We start from the raw sequence: 25038 nt of genomic DNA on the forward strand, positions 1-25038 counted from the left end.
CACCCTTCTCTTGCGATCGGGCTTCGGCGTGGGCGTTCGGTGGTGGCCGGTGGGCGCGGCCACGACAGAGATGCTGATGTTGAAACGAACGCTGCCAGATGCGAACACCGAGCGCTCGCCCCGAAGCCCGATTGCACCGCAGCCGATCCGCCTGTACCGCGCACTATTCAGAAAAACGACACGCGCGCCGGCATAGTTTCCGGAATATATAAAAACATCCTCGATTAAACATGTTTCATTAAATCGATTCACCTTGGTTTTCGACTTACTGAACAATTCCCATTCTCATCTGAATATTTTCTTATTTATTTTTCGACATGCTTGTCGAACCGCGTTTCAAACGGCAAACGTTTGCGAGACGCGGGGAGACGCCTTACTTACTGATCTTCAGGAGGAAAGCATGGCCGATTCTCAAACGTCATCCAATCGCGCCGGCGAATTTTCGATTCCGCCGAATACCGATTTCCGCGCGATTTTCTTCGCGAATGCCGCCGAACAGCAGCACATCAAGCTGTTTATCGGCGACAGCAAGGAACCCGCCGCTTATCACAAGCTGACCACGCGCGACGGCCCGCGCGAAACCACGCTGAATTCCGGCAACGGCAAGATCCGCTTCGAGGTGTCGGTAAACGGCAAGCCGTCGGCCACCGACGCACGCCTCGCGCCGATCAATGGCAAGAAATCGGACGGCTCGCCGTTCACGGTCAACTTCGGGATCGTCGTGTCGGAAGACGGCCACGACAGCGACTACAACGACGGCATCGTCGTGCTGCAATGGCCGATCGGCTGATCGGCCGCCCGCCGATTGACCGATGACCGATGACCGATGACCGCCGGGCCGCCTGCAAGGAGGCCCGGCGGTTCCGCATCGAAAACGCGAAGCCACTCAATCCAAACCCGTTTCGCCTTCAGGAGACCGCCATGCCCATCATTTCGGCATCGATCAACAGCGCGCCCGTCGTCACGTCCGAGACTTACGTCGACATTCCGGGCCTGCATATCGACCTTGCGAAAGAGCAGGCAAACATTCGCGACGGCAAGCTGCTCGTCACGCTCAACGTGCCGACGCCGTACGCGACCGGCAACAACTTCCCCGGCATCTATTTCGCGATCGCGACCGATAAGGGCGTCGTCGCGGACGGCTGCTTCACCTATTCGTCCAAAGTGCCCGAAAGCACCGGGCGCATGCCGTTCACGCTCGTCGCGACGATCGACGTCGGCAGCGGCGTGACGTTCGTGAAAGGCCAGTGGAAAAGCGTGCGCGGCAGCGCGATGCATATCGACTCGTACGCGAGCATTTCCGCAATCGGTAACGCCGTCGCGCAATCGTCGTCGCAATCCGGCGGGAATCAGGGCGCCGAAACCGGTAGCGGAACCGGCGGCGCCGGCAACATCGGCGGCGGCGGCGAACGCGACGGCACGTTCAATCTCCCGGCCAACATCAAGTTCGGCGTCACCGCGCTCACCAACGCGTCGAACGACCAGACGATCGACATCTACATCGACGACAACCCGAAGCCGGCCGCCACGTTCAAGGGCGCGGGCGTGCAAGACCAGAACCTCGGCACGAAGGTACTCGACTCCGGCAAGGGCCGCGTGCGCGTGATCGTGACGGTGAACGGCAAGCCGTCGCGGCTCGGCTCGCGACAGGTCGACATCTTCAAGAAGTCGTTTTTCGGGATCGTCGGGTCGGAAGACGGCGCGGACGACGACTACAACGACGGCATCGTGTTCCTGAACTGGCCGCTGGGCTGATCGACGGACGTCAATAACAGGGACGCACGGCGCGGCATGGATTGCGCGCCGCTTTCGGTATCGCAATGGCGACAGGGGCCAACCACGCATTGCGAATCATTCGGGCAGTCACGACTGACCCACGCTTTGCTCCGCGCGCGACACGGCGAAACCGATTCGTCGGCCGCGCGACGCGAGACCTTCCATTACGACGAGGACGACATGCCACAACCGTTTACCCATGACGATCTGTACGCGCTGCTGCAACTCGCCGGCAACGACGCGACTGCCGCGCAATCCGGCGGCGATCAGGCGGTGCTCGACCGGATGCGTCAGTTCATGAACGCGCAGCTCGTGGAGAAGCTGCCGCAATACGACGTGTTCGTCGACCTCTCCACCGTGCCGTACAGCTTCGACATCAGCAACTGGCAGAACAAGGTCAAGACCGATGCCACGGGGCAGGTGGTCGCCTGCACGGTGACGTGGGCCGGTGCACCCGGCGTGCTGCCGGGCGCTGCCGCGAAGTTCGGCATCGGTGCGGTGGTCACGTACTTCGCGAAAGCGACTGCGCAACCGCAACCCGCGCAGCCCGACCCCGCGACGAATGCCGGCGGCGAACGCGACGGCATCTTCAACCTGCCGCCGAACATCGCGTTCGGCGTGACGGCGCTCGTCAACTCTTCCGCACAGCAGACGATCGAGGTGTTCGTCGACGACAACCCGAAACCGGCCGCGACGTTCCAGGGCGCCGGCACGCAGGACGCGAACCTGAACACGCAGATCGTGAACTCCGGCAAGGGGAAGGTGCGGGTGGTCGTGACGGCGAACGGCAAGCCGTCGAAGATCGGCTCGCGGCAGGTCGACATCTTCAAGAAGACCTACTTCGGGCTGGTCGGATCGGAGGACGGTACGGACGGCGACTATAACGACGGGATTGCGATCCTGAACTGGCCGATCGGTTAAGCAGCAGAATCCTGCCGACCATCGCCACGCCGCCCGGCGTGGCGATTTGCTTGAGCGCGCCCGCCAGGCCAAGCCGCGTGTCGCAAGAACGATCAAATGCCCCCGCCATCGATACCATATAGTCCGCCCGACACCTTCATTGGCACACCATGAACCCGGTTGGAAAAGCGCTCTGGTTTATCGAAACCGAACTGGACAGGGAACTGACACTCGACAGGATTTCCGCCGATTGCGACATGACGCGCTTCGGTTTTTCGCGCCTGTTCTCGATGAATACCGGCTGGCCGGTGATGCGCTATGTCCGGTCGAGGCGGCTGACGCGTGCGGCGCGGGCATTGGCGCAAGGCGCGCCGGACATCCTTCACGTGGCACTCGATGCCGGATATGGCTCCCATGAGGCGTTTACGCGCGCCTTCCGCGATCTTTTCGGCGTCACGCCGGAAGACGTGCGGGCACGGCGCACTCTCGACGGGTTGTCTCTTGTGGAGCCGCTTCGCATGAAAGAGCTGAAAATCATCGCCGTTACGCCATCGCGCTTCGAAGCCCCCGAAAGGCAGTTGATCGCGGGCATGAGCAGCCGGTATACCTTTGAAACCAATGAAGGGATTCCGGCGCTCTGGCAAGCCTTCATCCCGTATATCGGCAACATCCCCGGCCAGGTCGGCGGCGTAACGTATGGCGTGTGCTGCAACCCGGATGCGGATGGCAGCTTCGAATACATTGCGGGCGTGGAGGTCAAGAGTCGCGACCGGTTGCCCGCGCCATTTCGTTGCGTCGAACTCGAACCGCAACGTTATGCGGTCTTCGAACACAGCGGGCATATCTCCACGCTTCACCAGACCTTCTACAGCATCTGGAACGGCTGGCTGCCGACGTCGGGGTTCAACGCGGTGGACGCGCCCGAGTTCGAACGCTACAGCGAGGACTACGATCCGGTGACGGGCACCGGCGTGCTCGAAATCTGGTTGCCTGTAGAAAAATCCGCGTGAGTTGGCTGTCTGCGCCGATCTGCCCGGCCGCTTGAACGCCGGCGCGCACGTCGATGCGCGCCGGCAACGATGCCGGCCGGCGTGGCCGACGTCCGGTCAACGGTCAACGGTCCACGATCAGCGGTCAGCCGGCATGCGATGCGGCAGGCGTCGACATCGCGACAGGCTGCGACCACGTGGCCGAGGCCAGACGCGTGCGCGCATCGAGGGCTACGCGGTTGAACGCGACACGCCGCTCGCCATTCAGCTTCGCCGCTTTGGCTGCCTGCACGAGCGCGACCGGATCGACGAGACGGTCATGCCGCCGGACCTCGAAATGCAGATGCGGGCCGGTCGCGGTCCCCGTACTGCCGACGGCGCCGACACGCTGGCCGCGCTCGACGCGCGTGCCGGTTCGCAGCGTCGGCTCGAACGCCGACAGGTGCGCGTAGTACGACGCATAGCCGCCGTCGTGACGAATCACCACGTACTTGCCGTAGCCGCGCGGCTCGGTGCCGATGAACGACACGACGCCGTTCTCCGACGCATGGACGGCACGGCCCGTCGGCGCAGCCAGATCGACGCCGGAATGCACGTGGCGCGCGCCGGTCACCGGATGCACGCGCGCGCCGAACTGCGAGCTGATCCGCGTCGCGGCGACCGGCATCGCGAAATGCGCACCGGCGAGCGGCACGCCGTCGAGGTCGTAATACGCGCCCGGCGAGCCTGCGTCGGGCGCAAACCACACGCCCGCCACCTGCTGGCCGCGAAAGCGCACGTCGAGCGCCGTCACGCGCACGCCGCCCGGCAGCGTCGCGTCGTCGTCCGGTTCGAATGCCACGCGGAAGGTGTCGCCGATCGCGCCGTGCTGCTTCGGGTCGATGCGCCCGGCCAGCAAACGGACGACCTGCGCCGCGACGCCGGCAGGCAGTTCGGCGCGCGCCAGCGACGCCCGCAGGCTGCCGGTAATCGCACCGGCGCGCGTGCCGCGATCCGGCGTTGCGAGCATGAACGGCTCGGCCGACGCCAGATCGACGGAGCCCCGCTCGAATGCCGGCTGCGCGCCCATCGACGGCAACGGCGATGCAATGCCGTAGGCGAACCGCGTCGCGTAGCCACGTTCGATCGCACCGCGCGCCGCATCGCAGAGCACGCGGTAGGCCACGCATGCGCCGAAGCGGGCAACGGAATCGTCGCGATCGGCACCCGTCGGCAGGTTCGACGCATGCGATGCGTACGCGACGTCGAGCGGCGCCGCCGACGATGCACGCAAGCCGCCCCACATCGTCCGGGCGGAACTGAAAAAAGGCACGTCGACAAGGTCTGCCGTTTCCGCCGTCACGGGCGTAAACGGCGCGGCGCCGTGAAACGCCTGTGCTGCCGCACCGTGTGCGCCGGCGACGCAGGTCGCCGCGACGAAACCGTACAGCAGCACACGGCGAATCGGGAAACAGCGAACGCCGCGTCGGGCGGGTTGACCTTGTTCGCGTGCGAGACGGAAACGCTGGTTCAACCGCATGACGTCGTCACTCGCTATCAATGAAAAATCGGGAAAGGACCGGGTATCGCGGACGAACGATCGTCGCGATCCGGCAACTTGAAACCGAGTGTATCGGCGTGCTTGAAACCGCTGAATAGGACTAGTCCTATTTTATGGAACAGTCGATTAGTACTAGAACGAAATCGCGATTTCGCCGTCCGACGACAGGGCAATTCGACCTCATGCATTCGCGCGAAACATCGCGTGCCGTGTACAGTCGAGGGCTGCCCGCGCGATCGCAAGCCTTTCCGACCGAGACGGAAGCGCTGCGCGTCGCGCCATGTGTCTTCAAACCGGAATCCCGTCATGTTTCTCGATCATCTTCATCCGGAACGCTGGACGTTCCTGTGGAACGCGCTGTCCACCCTTTCCATCAAGCTGTCCGCCGGCCTTGCGCTGCTCGTCGCGGGCTGGTGGCTGTCGAAACGCGTCGGCAACTGGCTGAACCGGCTGCTCTCGAACAAGGAGCGCGTCGACGACACGCTGCGGCCGATTCTCTGCGACGTCGCCGTGTGGGGTATCCGCATCGTCGCGATCGTCGGCGCGCTGTCGCAGCTCGGCGTCGAAACCGCGAGCATCGTCGCGGTGCTCGGCGCGGCCGGCCTCGCGATCGCACTCGCGCTGCAGGGCACGATGCAGAACATCGCGGCCGGCATCATGCTTCTGCTGCTGCGGCCGTTCAAGGTCGGCGACTATATCGACGGCGGCACGGGCGTCGCGGGCACCGTCGACGAGGTCGGGCTGTTCATGACGCGGCTGACGAAGCCGGACGGCATCTGCGAATTCGTGCCGAACAGCGCGCTGTGGGGCAGCTCGATCCGCAACTACACGCGCAATCCGACGCGCCGCCTCGATCTCGAAGTCGAAGTGTCCGTGCATGACGATATCGATCGCGCGCTCGACGCGCTGCGCGCACTGGCCGAAGCCGATCCCGACGTGCTGCAGGATCCCGCGCCGGACGTGATGGTGATGCGCTTCGACGACAGCACGGCCGTCGCGAACATGCGCGTGTGGACGCATACCGACAACTTCTGGGCGATGCGCTGGCGCCTCGCGCGCCAGGTGCGCAAGGCGCTCGCCGATGCGGACTGCACGCTGCCGATCCGCACGCGCGAGCTGCACATCGTGCACGACGCGGAACGTCGCGCGGAAAGCGTGCGCGTACGGGCATAACGTGTAACGACATCGGGGCGCGCAACCGCGCGTGACGCGCGGCGCACCCCGGCTTCGTCGTCACATCTTCACGATATCGAGCAGCGTCTTCTTGCCGCTCTTGTATGTAAACACCGAGATCGCGCCATGCTTCAGGTCGCCCTGCGGCGCGCGCTCACGCGCGCCCTTCGAAACCCAGCAGCACGTTCACCGCGTTGATGCCGATCTCGTCGTCGCGGCCGATCTCGACGCGTATGCGGAATTCGTCGAGCGCGTGCTGAGGAAGCAAGGCGGCGTGTCGTCGATCCAGTCGAGCCTCGCGTTGCGCGAAGTGAAGTTCTCGTCGCGCGTGCCGGTGCCGGACGCATGAACGGTGCGATGAACATGCAGGCCGTCATTCCGTTCCCTCAAACCCATCCCATGGAGCACGACCCCATGCAACGTTTCGTCCCCTCCGCCTCCCTTGCCGCCGCGATCGCGTTCGCATTGAGCGCCTGTGCGGCGCAATCCACCGCGCCTGCCAATGCGTCGGCGCCGATCGACGCTTCCGCGCCGGCCGCGCCGCCAATGGTCGGCGGCGATCGCGATGCGCACGGCTGCATCGGCTCGGCCGGCTACGCATGGTGCGAACAGACGCAGCAATGCGAACGCCCGTGGGAACTCGCGAAGCAAAAGGGCTTCGCGAATTCGGCGCTGTCGTACGAGCAATTCTGCAGGAACAATTCGGCGAAGTGAGCGGATCGCGGCGCGCCAATCGCGAGCGCCGCACCGTCAAATTCCCGCCGGTTTTCCGGCGCGGCACACCCCGATTCCGGAAACCCGGACACGCGAAAAACCCCACAAAAACAAGGACATTTTTCGCGTGCGACACGTTGTCCGAGTTCGGTTATATTACGCGCCCCTTGCCACCCCGCCACCGCCACACGCGTCGCGCGCGGCCTCCTTCCACGCAGCCTGAAGCGTCGTCCGCACAGGCTTGCCGCAGGGGCCCGGGCGCGTTGCGCGCCACCGCGACGCAGGTGATTGCCCGCCCGCAAGAAGCCGATCCGAAGGTGTCCTTCTCAACGGTTTCGCGTGCGCAAATGCAACGACGAGCAGCGTCGATCCGGAATTCCGGAATCGCGATCCGGATCTCCGGATGCGCGTATCGGCCGCGATCGAAACGCGCGTCGGGCGGCATGGCAAACCGATGCATCCAAGTTGAAGAAGGGATCTGCTGTGATCAAAACGTTACGGGTAATACTGTCGGCGCTCGCGCTATGCGTCGCCGCGTCGTCCGCGCACGCGGCCGATACGAAGAAGGTCGACGTCCTGCTGGTGGGCGGCGGCATCATGAGCTCGACGCTCGGCGTCTGGCTGCACGAGCTTCAGCCTGACTGGTCGATGACGATGGTCGAACGCCTCGACGGCGTCGCGCTGGAAAGTTCGAACGGCTGGAACAACGCGGGCACCGGCCACTCGGCGCTCGCCGAACTCAACTACACGCCGGAAAAGGCGGACGGCAAGGTCGACATCTCGAAGGCCGTCGAGATCAACGAGTCGTTCCAGATCTCGCGCCAGTTCTGGGCGTGGCAGGTCAAGCAGGGCGTGCTGAAGAACCCGCATTCGTTCATCAACTCGACGCCGCACATGAGCTTCGTGTGGGGCGACGACAACGTCCGCTTCCTGAAGAAGCGCTACGAAGCGCTGCAGGCGAGCCCGCTGTTCCGCGGCATGCAGTATTCGGAAGACTACGACCAGATCAAGCAGTGGGTGCCGCTGATGATGGAAGGCCGCGACCGCAAGCAGAAGGTTGCCGCGACGTGGACGCCGATCGGCACCGACGTGAACTTCGGCGAGATCACGCGCCAGTTCGTCGGCTACCTGAAGACGCAGCCGAACTTCACGTTGTCGCTGTCGAGCGAAGTGCGCGAGATCACGCGCAACGCCGACGGCACGTGGCACGTGTCGTGGGTCAAGCTGCATTCGGATGAACCGCCGCAATCCGTCGACGCGAAGTTCGTGTTCATCGGCGCGGGCGGCGGCGCGCTGCACCTGCTGCAGGCGTCGGGCATCCCCGAGGCGAAGGACTACGGCGCGTTCCCGGTCGGCGGCTCGTTCCTCGTGACCGACAACCCCGACGTCGTGAAGCAGCACCTCGCGAAGGCTTACGGCAAGGCGTCGGTCGGCTCGCCGCCGATGTCGGTGCCGCACCTCGACACGCGGATCATCGACGGCAAGAAGATCATCCTGTTCGGGCCGTTCGCGACGTTCTCGACCAAGTTCCTGAAGAACGGCTCGTATTTCGACCTGCTCACGAGCACCAACACGCACAACGTCGCGCCGATGATGCGCGTGGGCGTCGACGAATTCCCGCTGGTCCAGTACCTCGCCGGCCAGTTGATGCTGTCCGACGACGACCGCTACAACGCGCTGAAGGAATACTTCCCGAACGCGAAGAAGGAAGACTGGCGCCTGTGGCAGGCCGGCCAGCGTGTGCAGATCATCAAGCGCGACCCGGTGAAGGGAGGCGTGCTGAAGCTCGGCACCGAGATCGTCAGCTCGCAGGACGGTAGCATCGCGGGCCTGCTCGGCGCGTCGCCGGGCGCGTCGACGGCCGCGCCGATCATGCTGAACCTGATGAAGAAGGTGTTCAAGGACAAGGTCGCGACGCCCGAGTGGCAGCAGAAGATCCGCCAGATCGTGCCGAGCTACGGCACCAAGCTGAACGACAGCCCGGCGAAGGTCGTCGAGGAATGGACCTACACGAGCGACGTGCTGCAGCTCGCGCCGCCGCCGAAGATCGACGTCAACGTGCCGTCGCAGGCGACGGGCACCGCACCGGCCCGCCCGGCGAAGGCGTCGGCCGACATGGCGCTGTAAGCAGCGAACGCCGCCGCGCCGCACGACACGGCCGCCCTCCGGGGCGGCCGTTTTTCATGGCGCGCACGGGCGGCGTCGCCAGCTTCCGCTAGAATTGCGGCACGCGCGACCCCGTCGCCGCCCGATCCATCATCCGCATCGACGCAGTCCAAGCGACCGCCGGTGCGGCCCGCGCCCGAGCCGCGCGAGCGCCGCACACCGTTGCTGCGCCCGCCCGGGCGCGCCACCAACCGAATTCAGCTGGAGAAAGACCGTGTTTACCTGCAGAAACCAGAGCTGCGGCACGCAGTGGGAAACGTCCGACGTCGTCATCAAGGACGAGGGCCAGGGGCTGCTGTTCCGCTGCCCGCTGTGCGGCGCGCGCAACTATCTCGAGCGCTTCGAAGCCGACGACGGCACGATCGTCTACGAACAGATGGAAGGCCGCCCTTACCTCGGAGACCTGGAATGACCCAACCGACCGCAGCGCCCTTCAGCGCGCTGCCGCTGACGCCCGCCACGCTCGCCAACCTCGCGCAGCTCGGTTATGTCGACATGACGCCGATCCAGGCTGCGAGCCTGCCGATCGCGCTGGCCGGCCAGGACCTGATCGCGCAGGCGAAGACGGGCAGCGGCAAGACCGCCGCATTTTCGCTCGCGCTGCTGTCGCGCCTCGACGCGCGCCGCTTCGACGTGCAGGCGATGATCCTGTGCCCGACGCGCGAACTCGCCGATCAAGTCGCGCAGGAAGTGCGCCGCCTCGCGCGCGCCGAGGAAAACGTGAAGGTGCTGACGCTGTGCGGCGGCACGCCGATGCGCCCGCAGGCGCAGAGCCTCGAGCACGGCGCGCACATCGTCGTCGGCACGCCGGGCCGCATCATGGATCACCTCGATCGCGGCAACCTGAAGCTCGATGCACTGAACACGCTCGTGCTCGACGAAGCCGACCGGATGCTCGACATGGGCTTCTTCGACGACATCGCGAAGGTCGCGCGGATGTGCCCGCCGACGCGCCAGACGCTGCTGTTCTCCGCGACCTATCCGGACGGCATCGTGAAGCTGAGCCAGCAGTTCCTGCGCAATCCGAAGGAAGTGAAGCTCGAGGAGCGTCACGACAACAGCAAGATCCGCCAGCGCTTCTATGAAGTGACCGAGAACGAGCGGCTCCACGCGGTCGGCCAGTTGCTGAACCACTACCGCCCCGTGAGCACGATCGCGTTCTGCAATACGAAGCAGCAGTGCCGCGACCTGCTCGACGTGCTGCATGCGCAGGGCTTCCACGCGCTCGCGCTGCACGGCGAGCTCGACCAGCGCGAGCGCGACCAGGTGCTGATCCAGTTCGCGAACCGCAGCTGCTCGGTGTTGGTAGCAACCGACGTCGCCGCGCGCGGGCTCGACATCGCGCAGCTCGAAGCGGTGATCAACGTCGACGTGACGCCCGACCCGGAAGTGCACGTGCACCGCATCGGCCGCACGGGCCGCGCCGATCAGGACGGCTGGGCGCTGAGCCTCGCGAGCATGGACGAGATGGGCCGCGTCGGCGCGATCGAGCAGGCGCAGAAGCGCGACGTCGAATGGCATCCGCTCGCCGAGCTGAAGCCGGCCGGCGACGATACGCTGCTGCCGCCGATGGAAACGCTGCAGATCCTCGGCGGACGCAAGGACAAGATCCGCCCGGGCGACGTGCTCGGCGCACTGACCGGCGATGCAGGGTTCGACGGCAAGCAGATCGGCAAGATCAACGTGACCGAGTTCTCCACCTATGTCGCGATCGAGCGCGGCGTCGCGCACGACGCGCTGCGCAAGCTCAATGCGGGGAAGATCAAGGGCAAGCGGGTCAAGGTCCGGTTGATGGACGAGGAGTGACGGGAAGCGGCGCGGACGGTCGCACCGTTTCGCGCCGCCCGGCACTTGCCCGCATCTCACGCCAGTTCCGGATACCCGTGCGCGGCGGCCTCCCGCGCAAACCGCGCAATCGTGTCGTAGTCGTCCGGCGACAGCCGTTCGAATCCCTTCAGTCTCAGCATGCGCGAGCGTTGCGCATCGGCCGCGACCGCGCGATCGAGCGCATCCTGCAATGCGGCGACCTGCCTTTCCTCCAGGGCCCGCGAGGCGATAAACGGCAACCCCGGCGCGGATGCCGTCGTGCCGATGATCCGGATCTCCTTCAGCAATTCGGGCAGCGCGTCGCGCACATACGCGAACGTTACGCAGTCGATCGCCGCACAATCGGCTTCGCCTGACGCCAGCGCACGCAACACGTTCAGGTGCGAGCCGAACGGCGTGACCGACCCGAAGAATCTTCCGTCGTGCGCATGCGGCGCGACCGCGTGCCGAAACGCGTTCATTCCGCTGTGCGAATCCCCCCCATTGAATGCGGCCCGCAGCCCGCGACAGCCGGCGAGCGTGGTCGCGCCGCCCGCGTGCGCGCGGGCCGACACGACCAGCACGCTGCGGTAGCGTGCCCGCTGGCAGCCGTCCGCGTCGAAAACCGGTGTCGCGATCAATCTCACGGTGTCGCGCAAGCCAAGCATCCGATACGGATAGCCGCAGGTCTGCGACAGCAGCAGATCGTCGCGTCGCCACAGCGCGTGCAGGTCGTCGAACGGTTCGTCGGGCAGCACGACAGCCGCCGGCCCGCCCGCGTCCGCGAACGCATCGAGCGCGTCGCGAAGCAGCGCGCGCCACAGCACGGCGTGGCGCGGCGTCACGTTGTACATCGGCAGTTCTGCGATCCATTGGCTCATGCGCGCATTCTACGCATCGGCGCACGCGCCGCGGAACCCGGTTCGATCGCACGAAAACGGGCACCGAACGCGCCGCGGCGGCCTGAAAGCTTATCGGCCGCGCGACGATAAGCAAATGCGAATCGATTGGTTGGCCGTGCCGCGCCATCCCGGTAACGTCCCGATGCCTGCTCCCGCATCGCCGCCGCGCGCATGCCGGGCAAGCCGACCGTGAGCATCCGGGCCGGCTCCGCGCCGCCCGTTCCATCCCGCATCAGCACCATGGCCGAATACTTCGACGTCGACCACGCGCGCGCGATCGCCGCGCTCGACGCCCGCTTCACCGCCCGCACCGAATGGCCGACCTGGCTGCTGATCGTCGCGATCTACGGCGGCTGGCTCGCCGTGCTGCTGCTCGTGCGCGCGCGGCACCTGTCGCTCGCCGCCGCGACGCCGCCGCTGATCCTGCTCGGCGCGTGGCACCTGTCGCTGCAGCATGAGCTGCTGCACGGCCATCCGACACGTTCCGCCTTCGTGAACAAGCTGCTTGGCTATCCGCCGCTGACGGTCTGGTATCCGTACGCGCTGTATCGCGACACGCACCTCGACCACCATCGCGACGAAGACCTGACCGTGCCGGGCGTCGATCCCGAAACGAACTACGTATCGCGCGAACGCTGGGCGCGGCTGCCGCGCTGGCGTCGCGCGCTGACGGTCGCACGCACGACCTTCGCCGGGCGGATCGCCGCCGGGCCGCCGCTCGCCATCGCCGCGACATTCGCCGATGCGTTCGTCGCGTTCCGGCGCGGCGACTTCCGCTACCTGCCGATGTGGGCGACGCACGCTGCATGCGTGGTCGCGCTGCTCGCGTGGCTGCAATGGGCGATCGGCGTGCCGTGGTGGTACTACCTGCTGGCGGTCACGTGGCCCGCGCTGTCGCTCGCGATGATCCGCTCGCTGTACGAGCACCGCGCCGCGCGGCATCCGAAGGCGCGCATCGCGATCAACGAAGCCGGCTTCGCGATGCGGCTGCTGTACCTGAACAACAACTATCACCTCGTCCATCACGACCTGCCGAAGCTGCCGTGGTACGACCTGCCGCGCGCGTACCGGATGCGGCGCGACGCGTATGCGGAAAAATGCGGCGGCTTCGTGATCCGCGGCGGGTATCGCGAGCTGCTGGCGCGCCATGCGTGGACGCCGACCGATGCGCCCGTGCATCCGTTCGATCAGGGCACCGCGTCGCTGTCGACGGGTGGCGGGGTGAAGGTGGCGGTGGTCGACAAGGTGCTGCAGATCAGTACGTGACGTTCGACGGCGCCGCGCTTCGTCGTGAATTCGTCGTGAAGTCGCCCGATTCGACGATGCACGCGCAAGGCCGCACGGCATGCCGGTCCGCTCGTTCCTGCGCGGATTTCTTACGAAATGCCGACAAAACAGAGACTCGTCGGCGAATTGCCAGTCGCGTCGGCGATGCGCAGAATGGCGGGTCATCCGGGGTTCCCGTCACAAGCCGATCGCCCCGGCTCTGCCCGTGGCCGGGCACCTCGCTCTCCGACGACGATGCAACCGAACACCCCGCCCGGCGCGATCCGCGCGATCGGCAACGACTGGTCCGTTTCCGCGATCACCGCCGGCTTTCTCGCGGTGCTGATTTCCTACGCGGGCCCGCTCGCGATCTTCTTCCAGGCCGCGCAGGCGGCTCACGCGCCGAACGCGATGGTGTCGTCGTGGGTCTGGGCGATCTCGATCGGCGCGGGCGTATCGGGCCTGTTCGCGAGCTGGAAGCTGAAGGTGCCCGTCGTCACCGCGTGGTCGGCGCCCGGCACCGCGCTGCTCGTCGGCCTGTTTCCGCAACTGACGTTGAATCAGGCCGTCGGCGCGTACATCACGGCCGCGCTGATCATCCTGGCGATCGGCGTCACCGGCTATTTCGACCGGCTCGTGCGCCACATTCCGCGCGGCATCGCGTGCGGGATGATGGCCGGCATCCTGCTGCCGTTCGGCACGCATGCATTCGCCGCCGCATCGGAACAGCCTGCGCTCGCGTTCGGGATGATCGCGGCCTACGTGATCTTCAAGCGCCTGCTGCCGCGCTACAGCATCGTGCTCGTGCTGCTCACGGGCGCCGCGCTCGCGACGCTGCTCGGCATGACGCATCTCGGCAACGTGTGGCCGAGCGTCGCGCGGCCGATCTTCATCTCGCCCGAATGGACGCTCGGCACGACGCTCAGCCTCGCGCTGCCGCTCGTCGTCGTCAGCCTCACCGGCCAGTTCCTGCCGGGGATGACGATCCTGCGCGTGTCCGGCTATCACACGAGCGCGCGCCCGATCATCACGGCGACCAGCGTGATGTCGCTCGTCGTCGCGTGCTTCGGCGGGATCACGATCGTCGTCGCGGCGATCACCGCGGCGCTCTGCACGGGCAAGGACGCGCACGAGGATCTGGATCGGCGATACATCGCCGGGCTCGCGAACGGCGTGTTCTACCTGATCGGCGGGCTCTTCGCAGGCACGATCGTCACGGTGTTCTTCGCGTTGCCGAAGGCATTCGTCGCGATCCTCGCGGGGCTCGCGCTGATCGGTGCGATCGGCGCGAACGTGCACGGGATCTTCGAGGACGAGAACCACCGCGAAGCATCGGTGATCACGTTCCTCGCGACCGCATCGGGGATGACGTGGCTCGGGCTCGGCGCCGCGTTCTGGGGGATCGTGATCGGGTCGCTTTCGTATGTAGTACTGAACAAGGTGCGGCGCCCCGCGTGATACACGTTGCGACCGTCATGCATGCCGCTCGGCGCCGCTGCGATCATCGCGCGTGCTGGCGCACCAGTTGCGCGAGCGCGTCCGCCAGCGTCGTCGTGCCGTAAAGCCGCTCCGACACGCCGGCCTCGACGTCGATCTGCCCGGCGTTGTGCACGTCGTACAGATCGACGATCAGTTGTGCATGGCGTTCGCTGAGGCCCGCGCGCAGCAGCGTCTCGTTCCAGGTGTCGCGCGGCAGCTCGTGCGCGACGATCGCGCGGCCGGCCGCCGTGCCGAGCGTATCCGCGATCGCCGTCACGCTCACCCGCCGCGGCCCTTCGATGCTGACGATGCGCGGCCTGTTGCCGCCTTCGGGCGCATCGAGCAGCAGCCGCGCCGCGACGACGCCCACATCGGGCGCCCAGACCGTCGGAAATACCTTGGCCACCGGATGATGAAAGCTCGGCAGCACACCGGTACCGAGTGCGACCGGCAGGATCCGCGTCCAGTTCTGCAGATGCTCGGCCGAACGCAGCAGCGTCAGTTTCGTCGGGATCGTCTTGAGCCGTTCCTCGAAGTAATGAAAGAGGCGCGTGATGCCCGTATTGCCTTCGCGCTCCGCGCCGTAGTCCGACAGCGCGAGCAGCGCCGGCGGCGGGTTCGCGGCGAGCGCGGCGGTCGCGACGTCGATTGTCCGCTCCATCGTCGCGGCAGGATCGGGGTCGGCGACGGGCACCGGGCACAGAAGCTGCACGGCCTGCGCGCCGTCGATCGCCGACGCGACCGCGCGCGCGTCCGTCAGCGCCGCGATCGCCACATCGCAGCCGAGCTGCGCGAAACGCTCACGATGGCGTGCGTCGCGCAGCACCGCGCGCACGGGATGGCCTGCGTTGCGCAAGGTTGTTACGGTCGACAAACCAACGTTGCCTGATGCACCGAAAATCACGAACACGATCCGCTCCTGGGGGATGAAGGTGTGGTGATTGTCGGCATGCGCGGCCGGGGCGGCGCGCAGGGAAGGATGATTCGGACAGGAAAGGATGAGCGATTCAACTCGTGCCCGGCAACGTGCCGCACGTGCCATCAATCGCGAACTGGTACTGCTCTCCTGGCAGACCAGCCGTGACATCCTGCGGCGGCAGGCAGAGCAACGTTAGGGCCAAGGTTATCGAGCGACTGGCGCATGACATCAAGGCGGCCTTTCCCAATTTGAAGGGCTTCTCCCGCGCCAACCTGATACACATGCGCTCTTTCGCAGACGCCTGGCTGGACGTGGCAATTGTCCAACAGCCTGTTGGACAATTGCCCTGGGGCCATAACCCGTTTGGTTTGCAGTGAGTCGAACGTGACAGCCCGCATCCGTCACGGCGCCACCGCGTCGTTATGCCTCGCTCCCCCCGTCCTCACCACCATAAGCCAGCCGCAGCCCGCCCCGAGCCCCCGACCGCACGATCTCCGTCGGCGTCGCACCGAGCACGCGGTTCATCCAGTTCGCCATGTGGCTCTGATGCGCGAACCCCGCTTCGAGCGCGATCTGGCTGATGCTGAGCCGGCCTTCGAGCAGCAGCGACTTCGCGCGCTCGACCCGGCGCCGCACGACGTACTGGTGCACGGGCATCCCGAGCGTCTCGCGAAACAGCACCTTGAAATGCGGCACGCTGATCGACACGAGCGCCGCGAGTTCGGCAAGCGTCAGGCGCCGGTCGAGGTTCGCCTCGACATAGTCGATCACGCGCGCCGCCGCTTTCGGCGCAAGCGTGCGCCGGCGCTCGCGGAACGCCGGCTGGCTGTCGACCAGCCTCGTGACGAGCGCCGTGCACAGGCTTTCCGCATAAAGCGGATCCGACGCGTCTTCCGCTTCGAGCTCGGCGGCCATCGCCCACGCGATATGCTGCAGGCGCGGATCGCGCACCTGCAGCCGGCGGCGGATCTGCGCCTGCGACGGCTTCAATTCGAGGTGCTCGAAGGTGCGCTGCACGAACGTGTCGCCGAGCATGATGTGCAGGATCCGGCAGTCGGCGCTGTCGGTCCACTGGCCGGGCACGCCGGCCGGAATCACGTCGACGTCGCCATGCGCCTGGATGCGCGACACACGCTCGCCGTCGCACACGCAGTCCGCGCGAACGGGCCCGCCGATGTGCACGCCGATGCGGTGATGGTCGGCCGCCGGAATCCGGTACGTGCCGGCGCGAATGTCGAGCAACGCCGCGCCGAAGCCCCGCCAGCCGAGCCCGCGGCTGGAACGCAGGCTGACCGGCACACCGTTGTCCGGCGGCGCGGCAAGAATCGCATCGCTCATGGCCTGGCTCCACCAGATCGTGTATCGAACGCGCATTGTGACGCGTTTTCGGCCGGCGTGCCGGGCCTGCGGGGGCCGCACCCGGACGGACAGAAAAAGATCATCCGTTTCTGCTCAGGACGATCCTTGCGTGCGCGCCGGCCTGCGCCGCGACGCTTACGATCGCACCATCCGACACCTACGGAGACCGTCATGCCCCATTGCTGTCCGCAACGCGCCGCGCTCACCGCGCCATCGCCGTCCTCTGCCACCCGCCTTTCATCCGGCCCGCGCTCCCGCACCGCCATCGCCGCCTGGTGCCTGCGTATCGTCGGCTGGTATCGGCTCGAACGGCTGCTCGCGTCGATTCCCGACAGCAACGACGACTTCGGGCTCGTCTGACCGAGCGGCCGCCCGGCCGACGTCATCCACCTACTTGCGCCGCCGCTCGTGCGGCGCCACCGTCGCGCCGTCGATCACCGGCGCGCCCTGCTTGATCAGGAAGTCGCGAAACAGCCCCGTCACCTGCGAGATCCGCCGGTCGGCGAGCGTGACCACATACCATTCGCGCTCGATCGGGTTGCCGGGGAACGGCAGTTGCCCGAGCAGCCCCGTGCGCAGTTCGAGTGCACACGCGTGCAACGACAGGAACGCAATGCCGAGCCCCGCTTCGGCCATCTGCTTGATGGCCTCGTTGCTCGACAATTCGGACCCCACATGGAAGCGGTAGCCGGCCGTCTTGAACAGGCTCTCGACGGTCGAGCGCGTGCCCGCACCGCGTTCGCGCACGAGCAGGTGCGCGGATTCGAGATCCTTCAGCGCGACGCGCTTGCGCTGCATCAGCGGATGGCCGGGTGCCGCGACGAACACCATCGGATGCTTCGCGAACTCGACCGCGTGCGTGCGCAGCTCCTTCGGCGCGCTGCCCATCACCGCGAGATCGATTTCATGCGTCGCGAGCATGCGGATGATGTCGTCGCGGTTGCCGACCTTGAAATACGTCTTCACATGCGGGCGCGTCGCGGTGAATTTGACGAGCAGCGGCGGGATCAGGTACTCGGCCGTCGTGATCGCGCCGATCCGCAGCGTACCGCCGAGATCGCCCGTCAGCGCGGCCACTTCGTCGCCGGCCTCGCTCCACAGATGCAGGATCTCGCGCGCATAGCGCGACACGATCTCGCCGGCCGCGGTCAGCTGCACGCCGCGCCCCACCCGCTGCAGCAACGCGGCGCCCACGGCCTCCTCGAGCAGGCGAACCTGCAGCGACACGGCCGGCTGCGTCAGGTTCAGCTCCTCGGCCGCGCGCGATACGCTGCCGAGCCGCGCAATCATGTCCAGCGCCTTCAACTGCCGGAACGTCGCGGTCTTTCCTATAAGTGAATACATATGAGTCGCTTATAAACATTAAATTGTTCGACTGGGTTCGAAACTATATCGTCGGTTCTTGAGCAATGTCATCCGAATCGTCATCAGCGGGAGCCCAACATGGACAACATCACGCCCAACCTCGCAACGGACCGCGCGCCGCGCATGCCGCGCATCGTGATCGTCGGCGGCGGCGCCGGCGGCCTGCAGCTCGCCACGCGTCTCGGCGATACGGTCGGACGCCGCGGGCAAGCCGAAGTCGTGCTCGTCGACCGCTATCCGACGCACTTCTGGAAGCCGCTGCTGCACGAAGCCGCATCGGGCCATCGCGACCCGGCATCCCACACGATCGAATACGCGGCGCAGGCCAAGCGCCACGGCTTCCGCTTCGTGCAGGGCGCGCTGCAGCAGGTCGACCGCGCGGCACGCACGGCGACGATCGCGGCCGTGCACGATGCGGACAGCACGGAAATCCTGCCGCAGCGCGAGCTCGGTTATGACGATCTCGTGCTGGCGGTCGGCAGCGTGACGAACTTCTTCAACGTGCCGGGCGCCGCACGCCATGCGCTGCCGCTCGAAAACCTCGACCAGGCCGAAGATTTCCGCCGCAAGTTTCTCGCGGCCTGCACGAAGGCGAATCATCAGGCCGAGCAGCATCCGGCGAAGCACGCGGCGCCGATCTGCATCAACGTGATCGGTGCGGGCGCGACGGGCGTCGAGCTGGCCGCCGCGCTGCGGCACGCGATCCAGCAACTGACGACGTACCGCTTCAAGGCGCTGGTGTCCGCGCGCGACGTGCACATCCGGCTGATCGAAGGCGGCCCGCGCATCCTGCCGGTGCTCGACGCGCGGCTGTCCGCGAAGATGCACGCGCAGCTTCGCGCGCTGAACGTCGACGTGCTGACCGATACGCGCGTGGCGGAAGTAAGCGCCGATGCCGTGACGACCGCGACGGGCGAACGGCTCGCGAGCGACATCACGATCTGGGCGGCTGGCGTCGCGGGCCCCACGATCCTGCGGGAGATCGGCGACATCGCGCTCAATCGTTCGAACCAGGTGATCGTGACCGACACGCTGCAGACGCCGGACGATCCGCACGTGTATGCGTTCGGCGATTGCGCCGCGTGCCCGTCGGCCGGCGCGCGCGGCTTCCTGCCGCCGCGCGCACAGGTCGCGCACCAGCAGGCCGTGTATCTGGTCCACGCATTCGCGCGGCGCGTCGCCGGCAAGCCGGTGGCCGGCTTCACGTTCCGCGACGCGGGCACCGTCGTGTCGCTCGGGCACGCCGGCGCCGTGTACCAGGCCGACCTCGGCGTGCGCTCGCGTTCGCTGATCGTCGACGGGCTCGCTGCGATCGGCCTGTACAAGTTCCTGTACCGCAAGCACCTGTTCAGCGTGTACGGCGCGAAGCGCGCGCTGTTCCAGTCGCTGAGCCACTGGCTGCAAAGCCGCAACCAGCCGTCGATCAAGCTGCACTGATCGACTGCTGAAAGCGGCAGCGCATGACGGCGTATCGGGCACGCATCGCCCGATACGCCGTTTTTTTCATTTGCATATGACCGGTGCATGCGCAACGTGCGCGAGTTTGGTGCATCACATCGAAGGCCGTCGATACGATGCATTGCGTGAAAAAACATTGCGCGGTACGCATCCCGCGCCCACGCTGGCTCACAACCAGATTCATTAGTCAAATCGTATGAGTCGGATAAAAATATTAATTGGTTGCATATTCCGGATCGACGCTAAGGTGTGTGGCATTCCCGTCGGCGAACGGATCATCACGTCTCTGAAGAGGAATCACCGTGGTTATCGAAGCCATCGTCACCCGTCTCGACGCTGCATTCGCACAGATCGAAGCAACACCGGATTCGCGCGAATCGCGCCATCAGCGCGACGCAATCATCCAGTGGCTCGACCGTGCGTCGGAAGAAGGATATCGACTCGGTCTCGTCACGACGCTGCCGGCCGCACGGCTCAGCGACATGTTCGAAGGCCAGTTCGGCCGCGCGAACCTCGACCGCTTCTCGGTCGTCGTCACAGACGCCAATCAGCAGGACTCCGGATCAAACCGGCATCCTTTCGACGTGGCACTGCAAGCGCTCGGCGTGCCGCCCGAACGTGCGGTGGCGATTGCGAGCAGCGAACCGGAACGCCGCGAAGCCGAGCATTTCGGCCTGTCGCGCTGCGTGAACATCACCGATACGGTGCGCTCGATCGCATCGGCCGGCCTGCACTGAACGCCGGCACACGGGCCGGCGGCAGCCGGCCATCGTCGACCGGGCCGAAATCCGACGATTGCCCGACTCGATCCTGACATTCTGCTGTCAAAGTCGCTTGCAACACTTCCGGGCTTGAACGATCTCCCCCGGAAACGGAACGACGCGATACCGCATCGTCCCGCCCGTTACACGCCACGATGACACGCCCGACCCACACCACCGCCGCACTCGCAATCGCCTGCCTGCTGCTTGCCGCCTGCGGCGGGGAAACCTCGACACCGCCCGCCACGTCGACCGACAACAGCGGCTCGACGCCCGCACCGCAGCCGCAACCTCAGCCAACGCCGGTTCCCGCGACCTACTACCAGACGAAGACGCCGTACCGCCCGCAGCAGGACGCCGCGACGTACGAAGCGCCGCCCGCCGGCTACGCGCCTGTCTACGCCGAACTCGTCGCACGCCACGGCTCGCGCGGGCTGTCGGGCTTCAAGTACGACGGCGCAATCTACGCGATGCTGGTCAAGGCCGAAGCCGACGGCGCGCTGACCGCGCTCGGCGCGCAGCTCAAGGCCGACACGTACGCGATGATGAAGGCCAATGCGCTGCTCGGTTACGGCGTGCCGGGCATCTCGACGCCCGGATACGGCAATCTCACGCAAACCGGCATCCGCGAACACCAGCAGCTCGCCGCGCGTCTCGCGCAGCGGCTGCCCGCGCTGTTCTCGGCGGGCAACCGGCAGGTCGTCGTCGTCAACTCGGGCCAGGATCGCGCGGTCGACAGCTCGACGTATTTCTCCGCGGCGCTCGTCGCCGCGCAGCCGGCGCTGGCCGCCGCGATCACGCTGCCGGCCGCGCCGTCCGGCTATCCGGCGAACGCACCGGCCGTGCAGCCGGCCGGCACCAACCGCTTCCTGCTGTATTTCCATTCGCTGAAACCGGCCACCGATCTCGTGACCGACGCGAGCGATCCGTACTACGCGACCTATCAGGCAAGCCAGGCCTACCAGGCCTACGCGAACGACACGGAGGTGGCCGCGAAGCTGAAGGCGATCAAGGCCGCACCGCAAGCGGCCGACGTCGCGCAAACGGTGCTGTCCGCGCTGGTGTCGCCGGCGTTCATCGCGAAGCTCGGCACCGATGGCTACACGTTCGCGAACACGGGAACCTATGCGTTCACGTCGGCGGACGGCAAATTCACCAACACGCTGAAGGGCGACGGCAAGACGAAGATCGCGACGGCTGTCGATGCGGTGAACGTGCTGTACAACCTGCTGCAGATCGCGCCTGCGATGACGGCGGAAACCGGCGGCGTCACGATGGAGAAATACATCGGCGCGGAGCAGGCGCAGTATCTGGCCTATCTTCAGGATGCCGAGGACTACTACCAGAAGGGGCCCGGCATCCAGGAAGCGAACCCCGTCACGTACCGGATGGCGAAGGTGCTGCAGGACGACTTCTTCGGCGAAGTCGACGCGATCGCGCGCGGCGACTTGACCCGCGCAGCGAAGCTGCGCTTCACGCATGCGGAGATCGTGATTCCGTTCGCGTCGATCATGAACCTGAAGAACTTGTTCGTGCCGACGCCGCAGGCGCAGACCTATACGTATGCGAACAACCCGTGGCGCGGCGACCAGGTGTCGCCGATGGCCGCGAACATGCAGTGGGATGTCTATCGCAACGGGTCGCGGCTGATCGTGAAGATGCTGTATAACGAGCGCGAGACGGATTTCCAGGCCGCGTGCGACGGCGCGAAAATCGCGCCGGGCAGCCACTTCTATGACTATGCGGGGCTGAAGCAGTGTTACGGGTATCAATGATGTGACGCGCGGTGCACGCGTCGCGCGGATGAGAGGATGAGCGGGCGCCGCGGCATCGACGAACTCGCGTCCGCCCGCGCGGTCGAACGTACATCGCCGGAGAATCCCATGAAACGCGTTGCCGCTGTCGCTGTCCTGACCCTGCTTGCCGCCGTCAGCTTGCCGGCAGCCGCCGGCGCATCATCGTCCGGCGCCAATGCGCCGGTTCCGCTTCAAGCAAACGCAAAAAATTGCGTCCCGTCCCGGGACGCCGCGCACGGCACCCGCTCCCCGTCGAAGGCGCCGCCGATCCGCGTATGCGTCGGCGATTCCGACACGCAACTGAACCTGCCGTGGTTCCTGACCGATGTCCTCACCGCGGTCGACACGCACCAGTCGCCCGGCGACCTGCTTCGCAAGATGCGCGACGATTTCTGAATCGCGGCCGGTGCGACGCGCCGGCACCGCATCGATCATTCGACGTCGGACCGCTTCAGCACCTGCATGAACGTGCCTGCGATACCGGCCCGCATCGCGGGATCGGCAATGCGATCGAGCAGCGCCCAGCCATTCCTGTCGTTCACCTTTCAACAGCACTCCGTGCTCCGCGCTGATGGCGTCGTAACGCGGCGTGCCGCGCGCCCGACTTCGTGCAGCGACCGCTCATGCACCGGCATCGGATCGACGAAAACGGCGCCCGCATAAATATTTCCTGTCGAGATGCAATCACAAAACCACACCATTTGTTGAATAACAATATTTCGCAATCTCGCGTCGCGCCTTATACTTGGCGCGCACCATCCTCGTGCCAAGAGAAGGTGTCTTTCGTCCCGGCCGCACGACCTTGCGGCCGGGGTTTTTTTCGGTGTGCTCCGTCAACGTACATGCGCAACAGGCACATGTTATGGACGCGAGCCTCCGGATGAATGGCCGATCGCGAGGTGCCGCCGCCCATGGCCCTCGCGACCGTTGAATCGATTAGCATCGAGATATCGGCGCGCGCGCCGTATTGCCGGACCCGGCATGACGCATGCTCGCCGTTTGCGCATCGACCGGTTCGGCCTGCGTCTCCATGCGAACAACACCAAAGGCAACTGCGGGAATGTCGGCGCTCACGCCAGGCTCTAAGCCAGTTTTCCAGCGCAGCGGCGCGTGGCCGCGGGTTGTCTTTTTCGTTGCGCTAATCGTTTGCGTGCTCGTCCCGACCTTGGCGATCGTGCTTGCCGATCGCTACGCGCGCGATGCCGTCACCACACACGAGCGCGTCACCGCGAACGACATCGTGGCATCGGTGGACCGCATCCTCGACGGCGTTCGTCTGCGACATGCGGACGAGCTGACCGCGCTCGTCGGGCGGCCATGCGCGACGATCTTCCGGACGCTGGCCGAAGTGGGCACTCGCCTGCGCTACCTGCGTGCCGTCGGGCTGGTGAACCACGGTCGCGTCACGTGCTCGTCGGCGCTCGGCGCGATCGACGTGCCGCTCGACGCGTACACACGCGAGCCGGAACCGGGATCGACCATCGTCACGCTGTTGCGCCAGACGCCGTTTCAGCACGACATTCCGGTGCTGTCCGTGTTTCGCGCCACCGCGCGCGGCGCGGGTGTGCTCTACCTGATCGAGGGCGACTACGTGGCCGACGCGCTCGCGCGCGGCGCCCATCACGGCACGGAAACCGCGACGCTGTCGATCGCAGGTTCGGGCCATCTCGACCAGAACGGAAAGTACGCGCCGGAATCGGACGCCGGCCTCGCAGACGGAAGCACGATCGCGTCGCACCGATGGCCGTTCACGGTGTCGGTCGCCGCGTCGACGCACTACGCGTCGCAGGTCCAGCGCCACTATCGGTTGATCTGCATGACGATCGCGCTGCTCGCCGACGGCCTCGTGATGGCCGCCTACCTGCTGGCGATGGCGCCGCGGCGGCTGTTGCTGAAGGCCGTTCGCCAAGCGCTCAGGCGCAACGAGTTCCATGTCGTGTACCAGCCGATCGTCGATGTCCGCACGTGCAGGACAGTCGGCGTCGAGGCGCTGCTGCGCTGGCACCATCCGAAATGGGGGCCAATCAGCCCGGCCCTGTTCATCCCGCAGGTCGAATCGAGCACGATCCTGCCGAAGGTGACCGAATTCGTGCTGCGGACGGCCGTGTCCGAACTGACCGCGCTGACGCCGTCCGTGCCGCTGCGCATCGCCGTGAACGTCTCGCCGAAGGATCTCGAAAGCGCGCGGTTCGTATCCGTCGTCGACGAAGCAATCCGCTCGCTGCCACCCGGCTTTACGCTGGTGCTCGAAGTCACCGAGCGCATCCTGCTCGAAAAGAACGCGCGGACCACCGCGATATTCCATGCGCTCAGGTCGAAGGGCGCGAAGTTCGCGATCGACGATTTCGGCACGAATCACAGCAATCTCGACATGCTGTCGCGCTTTCCGTTCGATTACGTGAAGATCGATCGCCAGTTCATCGCACGACTGAGCGATGGCGGCGCAGGGCTGATCGAGGGGATCGCCGCCGTCGCGCATTACTACGGCTTGAAGATCATCGCCGAAGGCGTGGAAACCGAAGCACAGCATTGCGCGCTGGAGGCGATCGGGATTCAGTATGCGCAAGGCTACCTGTATCAGTGGCCGCAGCGGGCGGAGAACCTGAGGCGCGATTGCGCATGGGCGTAGCGGCATCGCCGCCGAGGTGCGCGGCCATATTGCGCGCACC

23 protein-coding genes and 2 pseudogenes are annotated in these 25038 nt (G+C 66.1%); 19 read left to right on the top strand and 6 right to left on the bottom strand.

Annotated elements, in window-relative coordinates; genetic code table 11:
• The first annotated feature begins 400 nt into the window (after nt 1-400).
• The 4 genes from ACPUER_RS03420 to ACPUER_RS03435 all read left to right on the top strand — a co-directional run bounded on the left by ACPUER_RS03420 (nt 401) and on the right by ACPUER_RS03435 (nt 3686).
• On the top strand, nt 401-790 hold the full coding sequence (locus tag ACPUER_RS03420; RefSeq protein ID WP_034181081.1) for a fucose-binding lectin II: 390 nt from the start codon (nt 401-403) through the stop codon (nt 788-790).
• Nucleotides 791-921: 131 nt separating this feature from the next.
• Nucleotides 922-1755, top strand: coding sequence for a fucose-binding lectin II (locus ACPUER_RS03425; RefSeq protein ID WP_175746890.1), 834 nt, complete (start codon nt 922-924; stop codon nt 1753-1755).
• A 201-nt stretch (nt 1756-1956) separates the two neighbouring features.
• Entirely contained in the window at nt 1957-2697 is a 741-nt protein-coding gene (locus ACPUER_RS03430) for a fucose-binding lectin II (RefSeq protein ID WP_425130348.1), read from the top strand.
• Between the two features lie 149 nt (nt 2698-2846).
• The gene (locus ACPUER_RS03435) at nt 2847-3686 is read left to right on the top strand and encodes an AraC family transcriptional regulator (RefSeq protein ID WP_425130349.1); all 840 of its coding nucleotides are present in this window, start codon (nt 2847-2849) and stop codon (nt 3684-3686) included.
• A 124-nt stretch (nt 3687-3810) separates the two neighbouring features.
• Here the strand turns inward: ACPUER_RS03435 and ACPUER_RS03440 are convergent, their stop codons facing one another.
• Nucleotides 3811-5184 (bottom strand): M23 family metallopeptidase, encoded by a 1374-nt coding sequence (locus tag ACPUER_RS03440; protein WP_425130350.1) that lies wholly within the window; start codon nt 5182-5184, stop codon nt 3811-3813.
• A gap of 327 nt (nt 5185-5511) precedes the next feature.
• On the opposite strand from ACPUER_RS03440, the gene ACPUER_RS03445 reads away from it, so the two are divergent.
• The 6 genes and pseudogenes from ACPUER_RS03445 (at nt 5512) to dbpA (ending at nt 11064) form a co-directional block, all read left to right on the top strand.
• A complete protein-coding gene (locus ACPUER_RS03445; RefSeq protein WP_425130351.1) occupies nt 5512-6378 on the top strand; it encodes a mechanosensitive ion channel family protein in 867 nt (288 codons plus the stop codon).
• Nucleotides 6379-6586: 208 nt separating this feature from the next.
• A pseudogene (locus tag ACPUER_RS03450) lies at nt 6587-6727 on the top strand (Lrp/AsnC ligand binding domain-containing protein); the annotation flags it as partial.
• A gap of 65 nt (nt 6728-6792) precedes the next feature.
• Nucleotides 6793-7092, top strand: a complete 300-nt coding sequence (locus ACPUER_RS03455; RefSeq protein WP_425130352.1) for a hypothetical protein — start codon at nt 6793-6795, stop codon at nt 7090-7092.
• Nucleotides 7093-7557: 465 nt separating this feature from the next.
• The gene (mqo, locus tag ACPUER_RS03460; protein ID WP_425130353.1) at nt 7558-9219 is read left to right on the top strand and encodes a malate dehydrogenase (quinone); all 1662 of its coding nucleotides are present in this window, start codon (nt 7558-7560) and stop codon (nt 9217-9219) included.
• A gap of 253 nt (nt 9220-9472) precedes the next feature.
• Nucleotides 9473-9670: a hypothetical protein gene (locus ACPUER_RS03465; RefSeq protein ID WP_072438116.1), complete on the top strand. Its 198-nt coding sequence runs from the start codon at nt 9473-9475 to the stop codon at nt 9668-9670.
• A complete protein-coding gene (gene dbpA, locus ACPUER_RS03470) occupies nt 9667-11064 on the top strand; it encodes an ATP-dependent RNA helicase DbpA (RefSeq protein WP_034181069.1) in 1398 nt (465 codons plus the stop codon). The genes ACPUER_RS03465 and dbpA overlap by 4 nt, the downstream gene beginning before the upstream one ends.
• 56 nt (nt 11065-11120) lie before the next feature.
• On the opposite strand, the gene ACPUER_RS03475 is transcribed toward dbpA, so the two are convergent.
• Nucleotides 11121-11945 (bottom strand): phosphate/phosphite/phosphonate ABC transporter substrate-binding protein, encoded by an 825-nt coding sequence (locus tag ACPUER_RS03475; RefSeq protein ID WP_425130354.1) that lies wholly within the window; start codon nt 11943-11945, stop codon nt 11121-11123.
• A complete protein-coding gene (locus ACPUER_RS03480) occupies nt 11942-12208 on the bottom strand; it encodes a hypothetical protein (RefSeq protein WP_175959754.1) in 267 nt (88 codons plus the stop codon). Before ACPUER_RS03480 ends, ACPUER_RS03475 begins: the two co-directional genes overlap by 4 nt.
• Here ACPUER_RS03480 and ACPUER_RS03485 point away from each other — a divergent pair.
• Together ACPUER_RS03485 and ACPUER_RS03490 are read left to right on the top strand one after the other, a co-directional pair.
• Nucleotides 12207-13232, top strand: a complete 1026-nt coding sequence (locus tag ACPUER_RS03485) for a fatty acid desaturase (protein ID WP_425130355.1) — start codon at nt 12207-12209, stop codon at nt 13230-13232. The two genes, ACPUER_RS03480 and ACPUER_RS03485, sit on opposite strands and share 2 nt — an antisense overlap.
• Before the next feature lie 255 nt (nt 13233-13487).
• Nucleotides 13488-14690 (top strand): benzoate/H(+) symporter BenE family transporter, encoded by a 1203-nt coding sequence (locus ACPUER_RS03490; protein ID WP_425130356.1) that lies wholly within the window; start codon nt 13488-13490, stop codon nt 14688-14690.
• Nucleotides 14691-14733: 43 nt separating this feature from the next.
• Here ACPUER_RS03490 and ACPUER_RS03495 read toward each other — a convergent pair whose 3' ends face one another.
• The gene (locus tag ACPUER_RS03495) at nt 14734-15621 is read right to left on the bottom strand and encodes an NAD(P)H-binding protein (RefSeq protein WP_425130357.1); all 888 of its coding nucleotides are present in this window, start codon (nt 15619-15621) and stop codon (nt 14734-14736) included.
• A gap of 106 nt (nt 15622-15727) precedes the next feature.
• Between ACPUER_RS03495 and ACPUER_RS03500 the strand changes: the two are divergent.
• Nucleotides 15728-15989: pseudogene (locus ACPUER_RS03500) on the top strand (DUF1016 N-terminal domain-containing protein); the annotation flags it as partial.
• A gap of 61 nt (nt 15990-16050) precedes the next feature.
• On the opposite strand, the gene ACPUER_RS03505 reads toward ACPUER_RS03500, so the two are convergent.
• Nucleotides 16051-16968 (bottom strand): helix-turn-helix domain-containing protein, encoded by a 918-nt coding sequence (locus tag ACPUER_RS03505; RefSeq protein WP_425130358.1) that lies wholly within the window; start codon nt 16966-16968, stop codon nt 16051-16053.
• 192 nt (nt 16969-17160) lie between these two features.
• Between ACPUER_RS03505 and ACPUER_RS03510 the strand changes: the two genes are divergently transcribed.
• The gene (locus ACPUER_RS03510) at nt 17161-17349 is read left to right on the top strand and encodes a hypothetical protein (protein WP_175959760.1); all 189 of its coding nucleotides are present in this window, start codon (nt 17161-17163) and stop codon (nt 17347-17349) included.
• Between the two features lie 30 nt (nt 17350-17379).
• On the opposite strand, the gene ACPUER_RS03515 is transcribed toward ACPUER_RS03510, so the two are convergent.
• Nucleotides 17380-18333 (bottom strand): LysR family transcriptional regulator, encoded by a 954-nt coding sequence (locus ACPUER_RS03515; protein ID WP_047901940.1) that lies wholly within the window; start codon nt 18331-18333, stop codon nt 17380-17382.
• Nucleotides 18334-18432: 99 nt separating this feature from the next.
• On the opposite strand from ACPUER_RS03515, the gene ACPUER_RS03520 reads away from it, so the two are divergent.
• The 5 genes from ACPUER_RS03520 to ACPUER_RS03540 all read left to right on the top strand — a co-directional run bounded on the left by ACPUER_RS03520 (nt 18433) and on the right by ACPUER_RS03540 (nt 24998).
• A complete protein-coding gene (locus tag ACPUER_RS03520) occupies nt 18433-19791 on the top strand; it encodes an NAD(P)/FAD-dependent oxidoreductase (protein ID WP_425130359.1) in 1359 nt (452 codons plus the stop codon).
• Between the two features lie 323 nt (nt 19792-20114).
• On the top strand, nt 20115-20549 hold the full coding sequence (locus tag ACPUER_RS03525; protein ID WP_175959762.1) for a phosphatase: 435 nt from the start codon (nt 20115-20117) through the stop codon (nt 20547-20549).
• Between the two features lie 179 nt (nt 20550-20728).
• A complete protein-coding gene (locus tag ACPUER_RS03530) occupies nt 20729-22348 on the top strand; it encodes a histidine-type phosphatase (RefSeq protein WP_425130360.1) in 1620 nt (539 codons plus the stop codon).
• 108 nt (nt 22349-22456) lie between these two features.
• Nucleotides 22457-22765, top strand: a complete 309-nt coding sequence (locus tag ACPUER_RS03535; protein WP_175959764.1) for a hypothetical protein — start codon at nt 22457-22459, stop codon at nt 22763-22765.
• 592 nt (nt 22766-23357) lie between these two features.
• A complete protein-coding gene (locus ACPUER_RS03540) occupies nt 23358-24998 on the top strand; it encodes an EAL domain-containing protein (RefSeq protein WP_425130361.1) in 1641 nt (546 codons plus the stop codon).
• Nucleotides 24999-25038: the final 40 nt, after the last annotated feature.

It is taken from the genome of Burkholderia sp. DN3021, from assembly GCF_049805555.1.
GTDB classification, from domain to species: domain Bacteria; phylum Pseudomonadota; class Gammaproteobacteria; order Burkholderiales; family Burkholderiaceae; genus Burkholderia; species Burkholderia pyrrocinia_C.

Bases quoted from the DNA above. Each gene is read 5' to 3' on its own strand.
- ACPUER_RS03475 (WP_425130354.1), bottom strand. From the start codon at position 11,945: ATGAGCCAATGGATCGCAGAACTGCCGATGTACAACGTGACGCCGCGC.
- ACPUER_RS03535 (WP_175959764.1), top strand. From the start codon at position 22,457: ATGAAACGCGTTGCCGCTGTCGCTGTCCTGACCCTGCTTGCCGCCGTC.
- ACPUER_RS03490 (WP_425130356.1), top strand. From the start codon at position 13,488: ATGCAACCGAACACCCCGCCCGGCGCGATCCGCGCGATCGGCAACGAC.
- ACPUER_RS03540 (WP_425130361.1), top strand. From the start codon at position 23,358: ATGCTCGCCGTTTGCGCATCGACCGGTTCGGCCTGCGTCTCCATGCGA.
- ACPUER_RS03515 (WP_047901940.1), bottom strand. From the start codon at position 18,333: ATGTATTCACTTATAGGAAAGACCGCGACGTTCCGGCAGTTGAAGGCG.
- ACPUER_RS03505 (WP_425130358.1), bottom strand. From the start codon at position 16,968: ATGAGCGATGCGATTCTTGCCGCGCCGCCGGACAACGGTGTGCCGGTC.
- ACPUER_RS03430 (WP_425130348.1), top strand. From the start codon at position 1,957: ATGCCACAACCGTTTACCCATGACGATCTGTACGCGCTGCTGCAACTC.
- ACPUER_RS03455 (WP_425130352.1), top strand. From the start codon at position 6,793: ATGCAACGTTTCGTCCCCTCCGCCTCCCTTGCCGCCGCGATCGCGTTC.
- ACPUER_RS03530 (WP_425130360.1), top strand. From the start codon at position 20,729: ATGACACGCCCGACCCACACCACCGCCGCACTCGCAATCGCCTGCCTG.
- ACPUER_RS03420 (WP_034181081.1), top strand. From the start codon at position 401: ATGGCCGATTCTCAAACGTCATCCAATCGCGCCGGCGAATTTTCGATT.
- ACPUER_RS03485 (WP_425130355.1), top strand. From the start codon at position 12,207: ATGGCCGAATACTTCGACGTCGACCACGCGCGCGCGATCGCCGCGCTC.
- ACPUER_RS03435 (WP_425130349.1), top strand. From the start codon at position 2,847: ATGAACCCGGTTGGAAAAGCGCTCTGGTTTATCGAAACCGAACTGGAC.
- ACPUER_RS03480 (WP_175959754.1), bottom strand. From the start codon at position 12,208: ATGGTGCTGATGCGGGATGGAACGGGCGGCGCGGAGCCGGCCCGGATG.
- dbpA (WP_034181069.1), top strand. From the start codon at position 9,667: ATGACCCAACCGACCGCAGCGCCCTTCAGCGCGCTGCCGCTGACGCCC.
- ACPUER_RS03520 (WP_425130359.1), top strand. From the start codon at position 18,433: ATGGACAACATCACGCCCAACCTCGCAACGGACCGCGCGCCGCGCATG.
- ACPUER_RS03440 (WP_425130350.1), bottom strand. From the start codon at position 5,184: ATGCGGTTGAACCAGCGTTTCCGTCTCGCACGCGAACAAGGTCAACCC.
- ACPUER_RS03445 (WP_425130351.1), top strand. From the start codon at position 5,512: ATGTTTCTCGATCATCTTCATCCGGAACGCTGGACGTTCCTGTGGAAC.
- ACPUER_RS03425 (WP_175746890.1), top strand. From the start codon at position 922: ATGCCCATCATTTCGGCATCGATCAACAGCGCGCCCGTCGTCACGTCC.
- ACPUER_RS03510 (WP_175959760.1), top strand. From the start codon at position 17,161: ATGCCCCATTGCTGTCCGCAACGCGCCGCGCTCACCGCGCCATCGCCG.